Consider the following 12,886-nt stretch of genomic DNA (forward strand, 5'->3'; position numbering starts at 1 on the left):
TCAAAACCGGGGATTCAAGGGAACCGGTCATAATGTGGGGTAAAAGACGCCCCAGTAAGGAAAATCACGGCAATGAATAATAAAAGATTCAATTGTATTGGTATTGTCGGTCACCCACGGCATCCGGCTGCACTTGCCACCCATGAGATGCTCTACCACTGGTTAAACGCCAAAGGTTATGACGTGATGGTTGAACAGCAGATCGCCAAAGATCTAAATTTAACCGATGCCATTACCGGCAGCTTGGCTGACATTGGCCAAAAAGCCGATTTAGCCGTGGTGGTCGGGGGCGATGGCAATATGCTCGGTGCCGCGCGAGTACTCGCTCGCTATGATATCAAAGTCATCGGTGTCAACCGAGGCAATCTGGGCTTTCTGACTGATTTGGACCCGGATAATGCCCAACAACAACTTTCAGATGTACTGGAAGGCGAATATCTAAGCGAACAACGCTTCTTACTAGAAGTACAAGTGACTCGTACCAATCAGCAAAGCCGCATCAGCACAGCAATCAATGAAGTGGTTTTGCATCCGGGTAAAGTGGCACATATGATTGAATTCGAAGTGTATATCGATAACCGCTTCGCTTTTTCTCAACGTTCAGACGGCCTGATCATTGCCACCCCTACCGGCTCGACGGCTTATTCGCTCTCGGCAGGTGGCCCAATCCTCACCCCCACCCTGGACGCCATCGTATTGGTCCCGATGTTTCCACACACTCTAACCGCCAGACCTCTGGTCATTAATAGTAGCAGCACCATCCGATTGAAGTTTTCGCAAATCACCAGCGACCTGGAAATAAGCTGTGATAGCCAGATAGCACTACCGATTCAGGAGGGTGAAGAAGTATTAATTCGCCGTAGTGATTTTCACCTTAATCTTATTCATCCAAAGGACTACAGTTATTTCAATACGTTAAGTACAAAATTAGGCTGGTCGAAAAAATTATTCTAAAAAGTGCCGCAAGGACTTTACTGTATATAAAACCAGTTTATACTGTATTCAAATACAGCCATGTGTTTATGTACAGGAGATTTACCATGCTGGCCCAATTAACCATCAGTAATTTTGCAATTGTGCGTGAGTTAGAAATCGATTTTCAACCCGGGATGACAGCAATTACTGGCGAAACAGGGGCAGGTAAATCTATCGCCATAGATGCATTGGGGTTATGCCTTGGTAGCCGCTCAGATGGCAGCATGGTGCGTTTAGGTGCAACGCGTGCTGATATTTGTGCACGCTTTTCACTGACAGACACCCCATCGGCCCGACAGTGGTTGGAAAACAACCATCTTGATGACAGCAATGAATGCCTATTGCGGCGGGCTATTGGAACCGATGGCCGCTCAAGAGGCTTTATTAATGGTACGGCAGTCCCCCTGTCACAACTGCGAGAGTTAGGCCAACATCTCATCCAGATTCACGGCCAACATGCCCATCAGTTGCTATTAAGACCAGATCATCAAAAACAGCTATTAGATGCCTACGCAGACCAGTCTGCTTTGCTGAGCGAAATGAAAGCAGCCTATCAAATCTGGCACCAAAGCTGCCGGGCACTGGCACTCCATCAACAGCAATCTCTGGAACGTAACGCCCGAAAGGAATTATTGCAATATCAGTTGAAAGAACTAAATTCATTTGTCCCACAAGCGGGGGAATATGAACAAATTGATATCGAATATAAGCGTTTGGCAAACAGTGGGCAGTTGTTGTCACTCAGCCAACAAGCCTTACAATTGCTGTCGGATGATGAACAGAATAACATTCTTAGCCAGCTCTTCTCAGCCAAACACCAGTTAACCGAACTGGCTGGCATGGATGAACAATTTAATAATTTATTAAATATGCTAGAAGAGGCTTCTATCCAAATCAGTGAAGCCAGTGATGAGCTACGCCACTATGCGGAGCAATTTGATATGGACCCTAACCGTTTGTATGAATTGGAACAACGGTTATCTCGTCAATTAAATCTGGCCCGTAAACACCATGTAGCACCAGAAGAGTTACCCTTGTTTCATCAGCAATTGCTGGATGAGCAAGAACAGCTGTCACGGCAAGAAAACGACCATGAGCAACTCAGCCACGCGGTAAATACTCACTATCAACACGCGTTAGAGATAGCTAACCGGTTGCACCAAGAACGCCAGCATTATGCTGATGAATTGGCCGCGCTAATTACCGAAAGCATGCATGAATTATCAATGCCACATGGCCAATTCACGATTGACACCCATTTTGAGCCAGAGCACCTCAGTGCTGAAGGGGCGACCCGCATTGAGTTCTGCGTCACTACCAACCCAGGTCAACCGCTACAAGCACTGGCCAAAGTCGCCTCCGGTGGTGAACTGTCTCGCATCGCATTGGCGATTCAGGTGATTACAGCGCGTAAAATGGACACTCCTGCGCTTATCTTCGATGAAGTTGATGTTGGTATCAGTGGGCCAACGGCAGCCATAGTGGGCCACCTGTTGCGTCAGCTTGGTGAATCGACTCAGGTTATGTGTGTGACCCACCTTCCACAAGTTGCGGGTTGTGGCCATCAACATTTCTTTGTGAGTAAACAAACCGATGGCACTGAAACCGAAACCCATATGCATCGGCTAGATAAAAAAGCCCGCTTGCAAGAGTTGGCGCGCCTTCTGGGCGGCAGTGAAGTGACGAAAAACACCTTGGCAAATGCAAAAGAATTGCTCGCAGCATAGAAAAGATTAACTTTTTTCCTTTCCAGAGGTCATACAGGTGCCCTGTAAAGGTTTCCAACTGCTGCAAGGTCTATTATCATCGTCATCCTACGCCCTAAAGGAATGTGATTACTATGCGCTGTAAAATGCTGACTGCCGCCGCTGTGATGCTTGCAATGCTTACTGCGGGTTGTTCAACGCTGGAGAAGGTGGTCTACCGGCCTGATATTAATCAGGGTAACTATTTATCACCTAATGACGCGTCCAAAATTCATAAAGGTATGACCCAGCAACAAGTGGCATATACCTTAGGCACACCAATGCTACAGGACCCATTTGGCACCAAAACCTGGTTCTATGTGTTCCGCCAACAACCTGGCCACCAGAAAGTAACACAACAGACGTTGACGTTGACCTTTGATAGCAGCGGCGTGCTGACTGATATCAAAAACGAACCAACATTAGCAGGAAATTAATTTATCCGAAGATTGCAGAGCAGATGAAGGGAACGAATACTGATTATGGTTTTAGGCAACAAGCCGCCTAATACTTATGCAACCATAGGATGGCGTACGCTTTTTCTTCGATAGCAGTTCAGGGCTACAATAAAAATAAGGCACAGACGGTGCCTTATTTTTTTGCCTGTTCGGCGCGTTGTCGGCGTAACTCTTTAGGGTCTGCGCTCAGAGGGCGATAAATCTCAACACGATCACCCGTGTTAAGCTTATCTCCCAGCTTTACCGGGCGGCTGTAAACACCCACTTTATTTTTTGTCAGATCAATATCTGATCGTAACTCAAGTAAACCTGATGCTTTGATAGCATCCTCAACAGTACTGCCAGCCTCAAGTGAAACAGTGCGCAAATATTGGCGTTCAGGCAAGGCATAAACCACCTCAACGCGAATCTCAGACACTGTATACCTCTTTAGCACGTTGAGTGAACGCCTGCACCATATTGCCAGCTAATTCCTTGAATATTTTACCAAAAGCCAACTCAATCAGCTTATTGGTAAATTCAAAATCCAGGTGCAGTTCAACTTTACAAGCATCTGCACTTAATGGGGTAAAATGCCATCCGCCCATTAATTTCCGAAATGGCCCATCTACCAATTGCATATTAATGCTCTGGTTATCAGTCAATGTATTGCGTGTAGTAAACGTTTTACTGATACCAGCCTTGGCGACATCAACTGCGGCCGTCATTTCATTCTCAGTAACATCAAGCACCCGGCTGCCGGTGCAACCAGGCAAAAATTCTGGATAAGAGCGAACATCATTAACCAGTTGATACATCTGTTCTACGCTAAACGGAACCAACGCAGAGCGGCTAATCTGTGGCATAACATTTCCTGTGAGACATAAAACGCGCTGATAATACCATTTATCTACCGCCAGACAAAAAATCTGCTAGGCATTCTACGCAACAAATGAGACAAAATGCACAGGCATCCTGCGGGAAAGGATTTCATTCGCCTCCGCATACAGTATAATGATCAATACTATGACAAAGAAAAAAGCATACAAACCCGGTTCCGCAACCATTGCGCAAAATAAACGAGCCCGCCATGAATACTTCATTGAAGAAGAGTTCGAAGCGGGTCTTGCGCTGCAAGGTTGGGAAGTAAAATCTCTGCGTGCTGGCAAAGCCAACATTAGTGATAGCTACGTAACCTTTAGAAATGGCGAAGCCTTCTTGTTTGGCGCCACCATTACGCCGTTGAACGTTGCGTCGACTCATGTTGTCTGCGAGCCAATGCGTACCCGTAAACTGCTGCTAAACAAACGCGAGCTGGATTCGCTGCTCGGTAAAGTTAATCGCGACGGTTTTACCGTAGTTGCCCTTTCCGTATATTGGAAAAATGCCTGGGTTAAAGTTAAAATCGGTGTCGCAAAAGGTAAGAAAGATCACGATAAACGTGATGACATCAAAGATCGTGAATGGCAGGTCGATAAAGCCAGAATAATGAAACACGCTAACCGTTAAGTCTCTGGCTTATCAGCGTATAGTTCTGGTATACTATAGAAGTTCTTTGGGGCTGATTCTGGATTCGACGGGATTCGCGAAACCCAAGGTGCATGCCGAGGTGCGGAGGCCTCGTAAAAAACCGCAAAAAAAATAATTGCAAACGACTCGCAATTCGAACCTGCTGCTTTAGCAGCTTAATCAGCCTAAGAAACTGAAGGTTCCCTCTCTCCCTAGCCTCCGCTCTTAGGACGGGGATCAAGAGAGGTCAAACCCAAAAGAGCTCGTGTGGAAACCTTGCCTGGGGTTGAAGCATTAAAACTAATCAGGATAGTTTGTTAGTGGCGTGTCCGTCCGCAGCTAACCGGCGAATGTAATGACTGGACTAAGCATGTAGTGCCGACGGCGTAGTAATTTCGGACGGGGGTTCAAATCCCCCCAGCTCCACCACTTTTGACAGGACAGTGACCGGACAGTATCATATAAACCAGTGACTTATGATAAATGATCGGACGAAGCACTGACCTAGTTTGGACCAAAAAGGATACGCAAAAGATACGCGGCTCCTTTGAAGATTAAAAAGCCTCTGCTAACCCAGAGGTTTTTTTTCGCCTATAGATCGCCGTCATGGGGTGTCGGAGGTTAAAATCCTCTCATGCCGACCAAATATCCCAAAGAAAACCAATCCTTTAGGGCTGGTTTTTTTATGTCTTAAATTTGTGGCAGGGAAATTTAGGGGAAAGCCAAGGGAAAAACTCCGTCATTTATTTTGCATAATCGCCGATCCATTTAACGACTATAATTACCCCACATCCTACTTCTGAGGTTGTGCCATGTGTGGTCGTTTCACTCAAATTAAAACCCGTTATGATTACCTTGAATTTCTTGCATCTGAATTAGAATTCAACGGTGCTCTCGATCCCGTTCCTATTGGCAGATACAACGTTGCAGCAGGTACCCGCGTTCTGATTCTCAATCAGCGTGAGGATGAACTGCATCTCGATCCGCTAATGTGGGGCTATGGCCCTGAATGGTGGCGGCAAATGGGTCGTGCGCCGGTCATCAATGCTCGAGTAGAAACAGCTGCGGAAAGTCGGATGTTTAAACCATTATGGCACCACGGTCGTAGCCTGGTGATGGCTGATGGCTGGTACGAATGGAAGAAATCGCCGGAAGATCCGAAAATAAAGCAGCCGTGGTTTATCTACCATGAGAACCAAACGCCTATCTTCTTTGCCGCGATAAGCCGGTTCCATCCTGATGAAACCGAATCGCCAGAGGATGATGGTTTTGTGATAGTAACTGCGGACAGTAATTCGGGATTGGTGGACATTCATGATCGGCGCCCTGTCGTCTTACCACCAGATGCCGCTCGTGAATGGATGAATCCGGATACTTCACCAGAAAGAGCAAAGGAGATTGCTTTGGAAGCGCTGACGTCAGCAGAAGAGTTCGACTGGCATCCAGTGATAAAGAAAGTAGGCAACATTCGTAATAATGGCCCTGAACTTATCGAGCCGTTGGACGCTCTCTTTCATCATTCACCTGACAATAGGTAGCTCAGACCAGCGAGTCGTGTAAACTGGCGATAGCATCTCACGTTTCATCTGCCATGCTTTCTGTATGCCTTGTCCGGCAAACCACACCTTTCCTTTGCCTTACCTATTAATATCGTCAGCGCTGCACTGTTAATTTTTGGCTGATTATCATCAAATAATCCTAATTGAGCGATGCCCTGGCTGTAGAAATCACCTAGCATTACCCCGCCATTTTGATAACGATAGCATTTCCTATATCGCTGATAATATGGAATCAGGCTGGTTCTGCTGTAAACCGATAACCGGTAGTATCACTGCTGAAAAAACTAAATTTTATGCCATTAAAAATGGTTGAGCTTGGTTCATTATCTTTTGTGCTGCTCTTATTCATTGCCATCAGTTTCATCATTATTATTCCTGGCTCACCCGTTTTCATCGTATTTTCTCCCAGCGTGGCGGAGAAAGCAGAAACAACCACAGCGCCAATATCTATACCAGATTTAGCAGTCCCATCGCCGCTTGTTATCAGGGTTATCTCTGATAATTTTTGACTGGGTTTGTCGATCGTTCCCACAATAACCAAATGATCATTAAAGGCATAATTGAACGTATTGTTAACGCCATTTTTTTTAAAATTAATTTTTAGTCTAAGCGAACTATTAGACGTTTCTAAGTTGGCATTCATTCTTTTTTCAAAAATGTCCGGGCTAATACCCAACGTCTTTATACTTTTATTATCAGGGTTGCGAGGTTCCTCTATAAGCACTTGAGGCGCGATTGATTTGGTCTTTTCTTCATGCTTATCAATTGTTTTTTCTGGTATAGTCGTTGTGACGGATGAGCGAGAGTTGGCTGATGTCAATATTGTCTCTTCCGGTATCGGGATTACCACAATAATCAAAAAGGTAAAGGCAACAACTGTACCAACAATAACCCCACTTGTTTTACTTACCCAATATCGATGACCTTTATGAATGAAATATTTTGCTAAAAATTTAGCAATAATCACCCAGATTACTAGTGTTGCTATTAGTATTAATAGTTCTTTCATTTAGACTCCATTCACTATTATTTGGCTTTAATCTTTTTACCACTCTGAATATTTAAGGTGGATTTAATATTGAATTAACTCAGAATTAAAGTCTGTTTTGCTGTGATATACCGTTCCATAACAGCAGAGATCTACCATAGATCTCCGTCCCAGTCATTGAATTATCGTTATTTGAGCTTGTGCTGATATTGCCTGTCCGGTTCCAGCAGACAAACGACTTGCTGTCATTGAAAGTTTTACCGGTGTGTGGTGGAACATCCCGCAGTCATAAGTTGTATGATCCGGTATAGTCTAAGTCCCGCCAGAATGTTAGCTTTCTACAGAAAGTACCGATACTTCGGATCCACTAGATAAATATTTCAAATGAAAAGCCACCGGCTTATAAGGCCAGTGGCTTAAACTCGTAGGTGGTTAAAATCGCTGATGAGTATCCTTCTTTGGATACTTAATCGAATACGCCATTTATTACTGATGCAACAATCGCTGTACTTAATGCAATAAGTACTAAGTCATTGCCAACTATACGCCACTCATATCCTGGGTAAGAAGGTAGCTGCCCCAGTAAAGATGCAGGGACTGCTTTCTTAGCGATGCCTGGTGGGAGCGGCTTACCCCGTGCCAGATTTTTAGCGATACCGGGAGGTAATGACTGATAACCAGTCAATCCGTAATTAACAGCTAATGGGCGCACACGGTCATAGGTTAGATTCACTGAAACTAAATTATCACTACCATTTTTGGCTTTATTCCCCTTATTAGCGGGCCCATTGCCCCCACTATTACCGTGGTTTCCGCCACTGTTTCCGTGTCCACCGCCATTCCCATTACCGGGATTAGCTATGGAAGGGGTTGAAGATAACGCTAGAGAAGCAATCAGCGCTAATGCGATCACAGACAAACGGTGCTTAAACATTTTCTATTACCTTTGCTAGTCGCTATATATAGATTAAATCTAGCTAATCCTATCTATATAAGCCATATAGAATGGTCTTATTTCATACAATGAGCGGTAGCTGTTAAATACTAAACCTAAGAACACCACCATTAGCAAGATAACTAATAGACGTCGCACCATATTTTGATCCCCCACCTTTTGGTGAGACAATTATTCAGGCATGAGGAATATCCTCATGATTTCCATATTGATGTTTATTTGCTATAAGAGTTAACTGAACGCACATATTGAGATAGAGGACCCTGTTATGCTCATTTATGATGTTTTTGGTCGCCGTTTGGGTGTTAAAAGTGTTGCCAATGAATGGCAGCTATTCCGAGTAGATTGCAATGAGGGGAAATCATCTCGAATATATGACGTCATTATTCCTTCATTTTTGACTGAGGAAGAAATAGCTGGGTGGTTAGCTGATATCTACCATGAAGCCGCGAGTGAAAAACACCCCGATGTAAAAAGGATAAAATGAGTCACTACAAGGGATGTTGGATAGAAATAATTGCCGCCACGGAACAAATACCACCAGCCAAGCTAGCCTTAACTTTTGCGGTCATTTATACCTCGGCCTCGACTTTTTTTAATGCTTTACCAATTACCTCAACAGCCGCTGGGCGTTTATCCCCACATCACTTTCCTACATGGGTATACGTTTAGGTATGCGACACGGATCTTAACTCAATTTTTATCAAAAAATACAATATATTCAAACTCCCAAAAACATAATAACGAACTCTTTTTATTAGTTAAAAGGCCTCAAAATCGAGGCCTGAAAAATTATAGCTAATACTGTAGTTTATTAAAATTTAATAAATCAAATATAGATATCTATATTGCCATCTTGTGCTTTTATCTGGTCTACGTTCTCAATAGCACTACTTTTCCCATCATGCTTTTGCTGCGCTTGTTGTGCCTGACGACGTAACAACTCAGCCAGTTGCTGCTGTAACATCGTTAATTGAGCTTGAATACTTTTTCGCTGATCTTCTGACATATCAATGCCATCTTTGAGTTTTTGCGTAACCTCAGCGATTTTTGCTATTACATTCTTTATCTGAGATGCCAAATCATTTCCTGCACTTGCAGTATTCTTGCTGCCATTTCCCGTCGTTGCTGCTATTGGTAAGCTCGCATTTATACCCATCGGACATATCCTTATCACTCACTAAGTCAGTATAATGATTATCGGCAAAGGGCGACTTTATGTTAATAATTTCAGCAATCCAAATATGACCCCAATCTATAGCCACGCTGCTCAATGGCTTGCTTTAATGCCGGCGACGTCAGCACCTCCAATTCGGTCAAGCGTGGATAACAATAGCCGCTGGTCATGAGGGTGTTATCAACAAACGCCGGATGGCACATAATCTCAAGTGAGTTAATTGCTTTTTGACTGGCATTTTCCAACAACCGCAAAAATGTCTGCTCAGATAAAGCCTCACCATAAAAACCGGCATCGAACCACTCACTGCTTCGCGGGTTATCAAGCACAATCTCATGCCGCTGTATTTCCTTGCGATCAATACGCAGTGGAAGAGATTTCTCGTGGGCAAAAGCAACAACCAGCGGATAAATTTGCGGTAACATATGTACATGATGATGGCTGTCGATGTGAGTGGGTGCACGGCCGAAGACGGCAACAAACTTATCAAACTGAGCCGCCAACTCCCGAGCTATCTCGCCAGGATTCAGCTCACCCGCTTCGGCGCGTTGCCACAACCATTTGCCCAGAGCACCGTTGGCATCAACTAATGATGGCATTGACGTTAACGGCCGCCCGTAAGTGAGAACAAAATGCATCCCCACAGGCAACGTTGGATTTTGCTTACTCAGTTCCGCTGCATGATAGATATCCGCACAATTCATCATCGCTGTAGTCGATGAGACAACACCATGCCGGAATGCTTCAATGATTCCGTAACTTTGACCTTTGCATAGACCAAAATCATCAGCATTAACAATAAGTAACTTTTCCATTGAGGGTACCTTGTCAGGCCATTCCAGTAGCAGTTATCTGGCCGGAAGCTAATCGGATAACCCCTCTCTGACGCAGTTGAATTTTTTGCGATAGTTCCCCGGCGTAAAAGAGGTGAGTTTTTTGAAGTTTTTAATAAATAACGTGGTATCGCTGTAACCTGCTTCAAAAGCAATGTCAGAGACCAGATAATTGGTCATTTCAAGTTGAGTTTTAGCAAAGTTAACTCTGATTTCATTGATAATCTGCATCGGCGTTTTTTGGTAATAACGGCGGGTAGCGCGGGTCAAATACTCTTGGGTTTTGCCAGACAGTTCGATCATATTCACCAGCGCTTTTTCACCAAACATCGACTTATCATGCATTTTGTCGATACTGGTCTTCAGCCACAGCGGAATATCGTCGTTAGTGTCACTTTCTTTATGATGGCTGATGCGGTTAGTGACATAAAAAGTCAGCAGTTCTACCAGTTCAGTAAGCTCATCGTCCCTAAAGTGTGGCGCAGAAATTGCCGATTCAATATAAGAGAGAAAATCACCCTTTAGGCGATAAGCCTGAGAGGCCACAATAGGCCGCGATAATAGATGAGAATAGTGCTCTTCAAAGAAGGTTTTACTTATTCCCACATTCAGAATACGAGTGGCACCAAACTCATAGAAACTTTTATGATGGGATCCCATAGGAATAAAAACAAAATCGCCGCGCTCTAAAAAGACTCGCTTACCGTTTATTTCCTGATAACACATACCGGTTAATATCAACGTATATTCATAATAATCATGCTGATGTAAGCCGGTGGCACTTTCCGTTTTGTTATAAATAAACAGATGGAATTCTTTTCCGTTAAAAAAGTCTTTTTGACGTACTAACCTGACTTCCATCTTATTTACCTTCATTCTCGTTCAAAATAGCCAATGTGTTAGACAAAATTCACTGTAACTTTCGATGCAATTCGATCAACTCATCAATTAACTCTCTGGCTAACATGGCCGTCATCAAATGATCCTGAGCATGTACCAGCACCAATGTTACTTTGGTTTTCCCCTCACCTTGATCAGCTTCAATCAGCCTGGTCTGAACTAAATGTGCTTCATTCAGCGCCAGGCGAGATTGCACCATCAGCTCATCCGCTTGGGAAAAGTCACCCGCCTTGGCTTGTTTCAGAGCCTTGTAAGCCAAACTTCTGGCTTGCCCGGCGTTGATAATCAGCCCCATAACCACATCTTCCATCTCATCGGTAGGCTGCACCTCACCCACGATTTTATCTAAATCAAACATGCTATTGTTACTCCGTAAATTAAAGCCATTAATTAAAACCATTCTGCCTGGCGACATCAGCAAACCAGTAGCCACTTTGTTTCAATACTCGCGTCTGGTCGACGATATTCAACCGAACTAAACCATAGCGGTTTTTGTATGCATTGAGCCAAGACCAGCAATCAATAAAGGTCCACAGATGATACCCTTTACAGTTACTGCCCTCTTGTAATGCTTGATGTAGCCACTGCAAATGTGCACGGATAAATTCGATGCGATACTGGTCATCAACCCTACCTGATGGCGTGATAAACTGCTCTTCGCCCTCAACACCCATGCCATTCTCAGAGATATAACACGCAATATTGTTATAATTCTCTCTTAGATTTTTCAGGATGTCATACAGCCCTTTTTCGTAGATTTCCCAACCACGATGCGGGTTGATTTTGCGCCCGGGCATCGCATAAAAACTGAACAAATCCTCCGGCGTTTTCACCAGCCCTTGAGGGGTTGGGATATCTTTCGCCTGAACCCGTCTTGGCTGATAATAGTTAACCCCTAACAGATCAACGACGCCCGCCGCAATGCACTGGCAATCACCGCTTTCAATTTGTGGCAATAAGTCGTGCTCTCGCAGCAACGTGATCAGTTCATCAGGGTAAACACCCTTGGTGACGGGATCGAGGAAGCTACGGTTAAGCAATAAATCGGCATGATTAGCTGCAATCAGGTCTGGCGCACTGTCGGAGCGAGGATAGGTCGGGGTGAGGTTCAAAATGATACCAATTTCACCCCCCTGCTTTAGCTCTCGGTAGTTTTGCACCGCGTTGGCATGGGCCAATACGCTGTGATAAGCGACAGTCACCGCACGTTTAAAGTCAACCACACCAGGGTAATGCAGGTCGTTCAGGTAACCGGCTTCAACAGGCACAATCGGCTCATTAAAAGTAAACCAATGCTTTACCCGATCACCAAACAACATAAAGCAGCTTTTGGCATAGCGGCCATAGGCTTCCACAACCGCACGGTTTTCCCAACCGCCTTTCTCTTGCATACACAATGGCATATCAAAATGATAAAGATTGATAAAGGGGGTAATTCCCTGCGCCAATAGGCTATCGATAACCGCGTTATAAAACGTGACAGCTTTGGGGTTAAGCTCACCGTCACCCTTTGGAATCAACCGCGACCATGAAATCGATGTCCTGAACGTGTTATGGCCCAGTTGCTTTAATAGCAAAATATCTTGCTGATAGTTATCGTAAAAGGTGGAGGTGTTTTCAGGACCAATCTGATCATGAAAACGTTCCGGTGCAATTTCGTACCAATAATCGAAGATGTTCTTGCTCTTACCATCCCGCAGTGACGCCCCTTCGGATTGGGCTGCGGAGGTGGCACTGCCCCACCAAAAATCATCGGGAAATTGATACTTCATTCCGGCCTCCAGCCTTATACGATAAACAGATTTAAC

15 protein-coding genes, 1 other RNA gene and 1 pseudogene are annotated in these 12,886 nt (G+C 44.4%); 7 read left to right on the forward strand and 10 right to left on the reverse strand.

Annotation, left to right across the window (positions count from 1 at the left end):
* Positions 1-72: 72 nt before the first annotated feature.
* The 3 genes from nadK (at position 73) to bamE (ending at position 3,157) form a co-directional block, all read left to right on the forward strand.
* Complete coding sequence (gene nadK / locus Q2T71_RS15690) at positions 73-954, forward strand: NAD(+) kinase (RefSeq protein WP_083163112.1); 882 nt, start codon at positions 73-75, stop codon at positions 952-954.
* Positions 955-1,040: 86 nt separating this feature from the next.
* On the forward strand, positions 1,041-2,702 hold the full coding sequence (gene recN, locus Q2T71_RS15695; RefSeq protein ID WP_372559702.1) for a DNA repair protein RecN: 1,662 nt from the start codon (positions 1,041-1,043) through the stop codon (positions 2,700-2,702).
* A 113-nt stretch (positions 2,703-2,815) separates the two neighbouring features.
* Positions 2,816-3,157, forward strand: coding sequence for an outer membrane protein assembly factor BamE (gene bamE / locus Q2T71_RS15700; protein WP_083163108.1), 342 nt, complete (start codon positions 2,816-2,818; stop codon positions 3,155-3,157).
* 154 nt (positions 3,158-3,311) lie between these two features.
* Here bamE and Q2T71_RS15705 read toward each other — a convergent pair whose 3' ends face one another.
* Positions 3,312-3,596 (reverse strand): RnfH family protein, encoded by a 285-nt coding sequence (locus Q2T71_RS15705; protein ID WP_032907001.1) that lies wholly within the window; start codon positions 3,594-3,596, stop codon positions 3,312-3,314.
* Positions 3,589-4,023 carry a type II toxin-antitoxin system RatA family toxin gene (locus tag Q2T71_RS15710; RefSeq protein WP_005188672.1) on the reverse strand — a complete coding sequence of 145 codons (435 nt, stop codon included), beginning with the start codon at positions 4,021-4,023 and terminating at the stop codon, positions 3,589-3,591. The genes Q2T71_RS15705 and Q2T71_RS15710 overlap by 8 nt, the downstream gene beginning before the upstream one ends.
* 160 nt (positions 4,024-4,183) lie before the next feature.
* Here Q2T71_RS15710 and smpB point away from each other — a divergent pair, with 160 nt between their 5' ends.
* The 3 genes from smpB (at position 4,184) to Q2T71_RS15725 (ending at position 6,204) form a co-directional block, all read left to right on the forward strand.
* Positions 4,184-4,666, forward strand: coding sequence for an SsrA-binding protein SmpB (gene smpB / locus Q2T71_RS15715; RefSeq protein WP_049608454.1), 483 nt, complete (start codon positions 4,184-4,186; stop codon positions 4,664-4,666).
* Positions 4,667-4,714: 48 nt separating this feature from the next.
* Positions 4,715-5,095: a transfer-messenger RNA gene (gene ssrA, locus Q2T71_RS15720) on the forward strand.
* 383 nt (positions 5,096-5,478) lie between these two features.
* Positions 5,479-6,204: an SOS response-associated peptidase family protein gene (locus Q2T71_RS15725; protein ID WP_372559703.1), complete on the forward strand. Its 726-nt coding sequence runs from the start codon at positions 5,479-5,481 to the stop codon at positions 6,202-6,204.
* Here the strand turns inward: Q2T71_RS15725 and Q2T71_RS15730 are convergent.
* From Q2T71_RS15730 to Q2T71_RS15740, 3 genes and pseudogenes are all read right to left on the reverse strand, one after another.
* Positions 6,187-6,428 (reverse strand): annotated as a pseudogene (locus tag Q2T71_RS15730) (DUF4113 domain-containing protein); the annotation flags it as partial. The gene Q2T71_RS15725 and the pseudogene Q2T71_RS15730 sit on opposite strands and share 18 nt — an antisense overlap.
* Before the next feature lie 29 nt (positions 6,429-6,457).
* Positions 6,458-7,234, reverse strand: coding sequence for a hypothetical protein (locus Q2T71_RS15735; RefSeq protein ID WP_372559704.1), 777 nt, complete (start codon positions 7,232-7,234; stop codon positions 6,458-6,460).
* Between the two features lie 445 nt (positions 7,235-7,679).
* Positions 7,680-8,147 (reverse strand): anti-virulence regulator CigR family protein, encoded by a 468-nt coding sequence (locus Q2T71_RS15740; protein WP_372559705.1) that lies wholly within the window; start codon positions 8,145-8,147, stop codon positions 7,680-7,682.
* 289 nt (positions 8,148-8,436) lie between these two features.
* Between Q2T71_RS15740 and Q2T71_RS15745 the strand changes: the two genes are divergently transcribed.
* Positions 8,437-8,655 carry a hypothetical protein gene (locus tag Q2T71_RS15745; protein ID WP_372559706.1) on the forward strand — a complete coding sequence of 73 codons (219 nt, stop codon included), beginning with the start codon at positions 8,437-8,439 and terminating at the stop codon, positions 8,653-8,655.
* A 342-nt stretch (positions 8,656-8,997) separates the two neighbouring features.
* Here the strand turns inward: Q2T71_RS15745 and Q2T71_RS15750 are convergent, their stop codons facing one another.
* From Q2T71_RS15750 to Q2T71_RS15770, 5 genes are all read right to left on the reverse strand, one after another.
* On the reverse strand, positions 8,998-9,327 hold the full coding sequence (locus Q2T71_RS15750) for a FlxA-like family protein (protein WP_083163089.1): 330 nt from the start codon (positions 9,325-9,327) through the stop codon (positions 8,998-9,000).
* 71 nt (positions 9,328-9,398) lie between these two features.
* Positions 9,399-10,160: a chitin disaccharide deacetylase gene (gene chbG / locus Q2T71_RS15755; RefSeq protein WP_372559707.1), complete on the reverse strand. Its 762-nt coding sequence runs from the start codon at positions 10,158-10,160 to the stop codon at positions 9,399-9,401.
* A gap of 48 nt (positions 10,161-10,208) precedes the next feature.
* On the reverse strand, positions 10,209-11,039 hold the full coding sequence (chbR, locus tag Q2T71_RS15760) for a transcriptional regulator ChbR (RefSeq protein ID WP_083163087.1): 831 nt from the start codon (positions 11,037-11,039) through the stop codon (positions 10,209-10,211).
* Between the two features lie 49 nt (positions 11,040-11,088).
* Positions 11,089-11,436 carry a PTS N,N'-diacetylchitobiose transporter subunit IIA gene (gene chbA / locus Q2T71_RS15765; RefSeq protein ID WP_083163086.1) on the reverse strand — a complete coding sequence of 116 codons (348 nt, stop codon included), beginning with the start codon at positions 11,434-11,436 and terminating at the stop codon, positions 11,089-11,091.
* A 28-nt stretch (positions 11,437-11,464) separates the two neighbouring features.
* Complete coding sequence (locus Q2T71_RS15770) at positions 11,465-12,850, reverse strand: glycoside hydrolase family 1 protein (RefSeq protein WP_372559708.1); 1,386 nt, start codon at positions 12,848-12,850, stop codon at positions 11,465-11,467.
* Positions 12,851-12,886 lie beyond the last annotated feature (36 nt).

This window comes from Yersinia sp. 1652 StPb PI (genome assembly GCF_041538345.1).
Taxonomy (GTDB): domain Bacteria; phylum Pseudomonadota; class Gammaproteobacteria; order Enterobacterales; family Enterobacteriaceae; genus Yersinia; species Yersinia enterocolitica_E.

Coding starts and splice junctions, on each gene's coding strand:
- Q2T71_RS15710 (WP_005188672.1), bottom strand. CDS start 4,023: ATGCCACAGATTAGCCGCTCTGCGTTGGTTCCGTTTAGCGTAGAACAG.
- Q2T71_RS15750 (WP_083163089.1), bottom strand. CDS start 9,327: ATGGGTATAAATGCGAGCTTACCAATAGCAGCAACGACGGGAAATGGC.
- smpB (WP_049608454.1), top strand. CDS start 4,184: ATGACAAAGAAAAAAGCATACAAACCCGGTTCCGCAACCATTGCGCAA.
- Q2T71_RS15745 (WP_372559706.1), top strand. CDS start 8,437: ATGCTCATTTATGATGTTTTTGGTCGCCGTTTGGGTGTTAAAAGTGTT.
- Q2T71_RS15725 (WP_372559703.1), top strand. CDS start 5,479: ATGTGTGGTCGTTTCACTCAAATTAAAACCCGTTATGATTACCTTGAA.
- Q2T71_RS15735 (WP_372559704.1), bottom strand. CDS start 7,234: ATGAAAGAACTATTAATACTAATAGCAACACTAGTAATCTGGGTGATT.
- nadK (WP_083163112.1), top strand. CDS start 73: ATGAATAATAAAAGATTCAATTGTATTGGTATTGTCGGTCACCCACGG.
- chbR (WP_083163087.1), bottom strand. CDS start 11,039: ATGGAAGTCAGGTTAGTACGTCAAAAAGACTTTTTTAACGGAAAAGAA.
- bamE (WP_083163108.1), top strand. CDS start 2,816: ATGCGCTGTAAAATGCTGACTGCCGCCGCTGTGATGCTTGCAATGCTT.
- chbG (WP_372559707.1), bottom strand. CDS start 10,160: ATGGAAAAGTTACTTATTGTTAATGCTGATGATTTTGGTCTATGCAAA.
- recN (WP_372559702.1), top strand. CDS start 1,041: ATGCTGGCCCAATTAACCATCAGTAATTTTGCAATTGTGCGTGAGTTA.
- chbA (WP_083163086.1), bottom strand. CDS start 11,436: ATGTTTGATTTAGATAAAATCGTGGGTGAGGTGCAGCCTACCGATGAG.
- Q2T71_RS15770 (WP_372559708.1), bottom strand. CDS start 12,850: ATGAAGTATCAATTTCCCGATGATTTTTGGTGGGGCAGTGCCACCTCC.
- Q2T71_RS15740 (WP_372559705.1), bottom strand. CDS start 8,147: ATGTTTAAGCACCGTTTGTCTGTGATCGCATTAGCGCTGATTGCTTCT.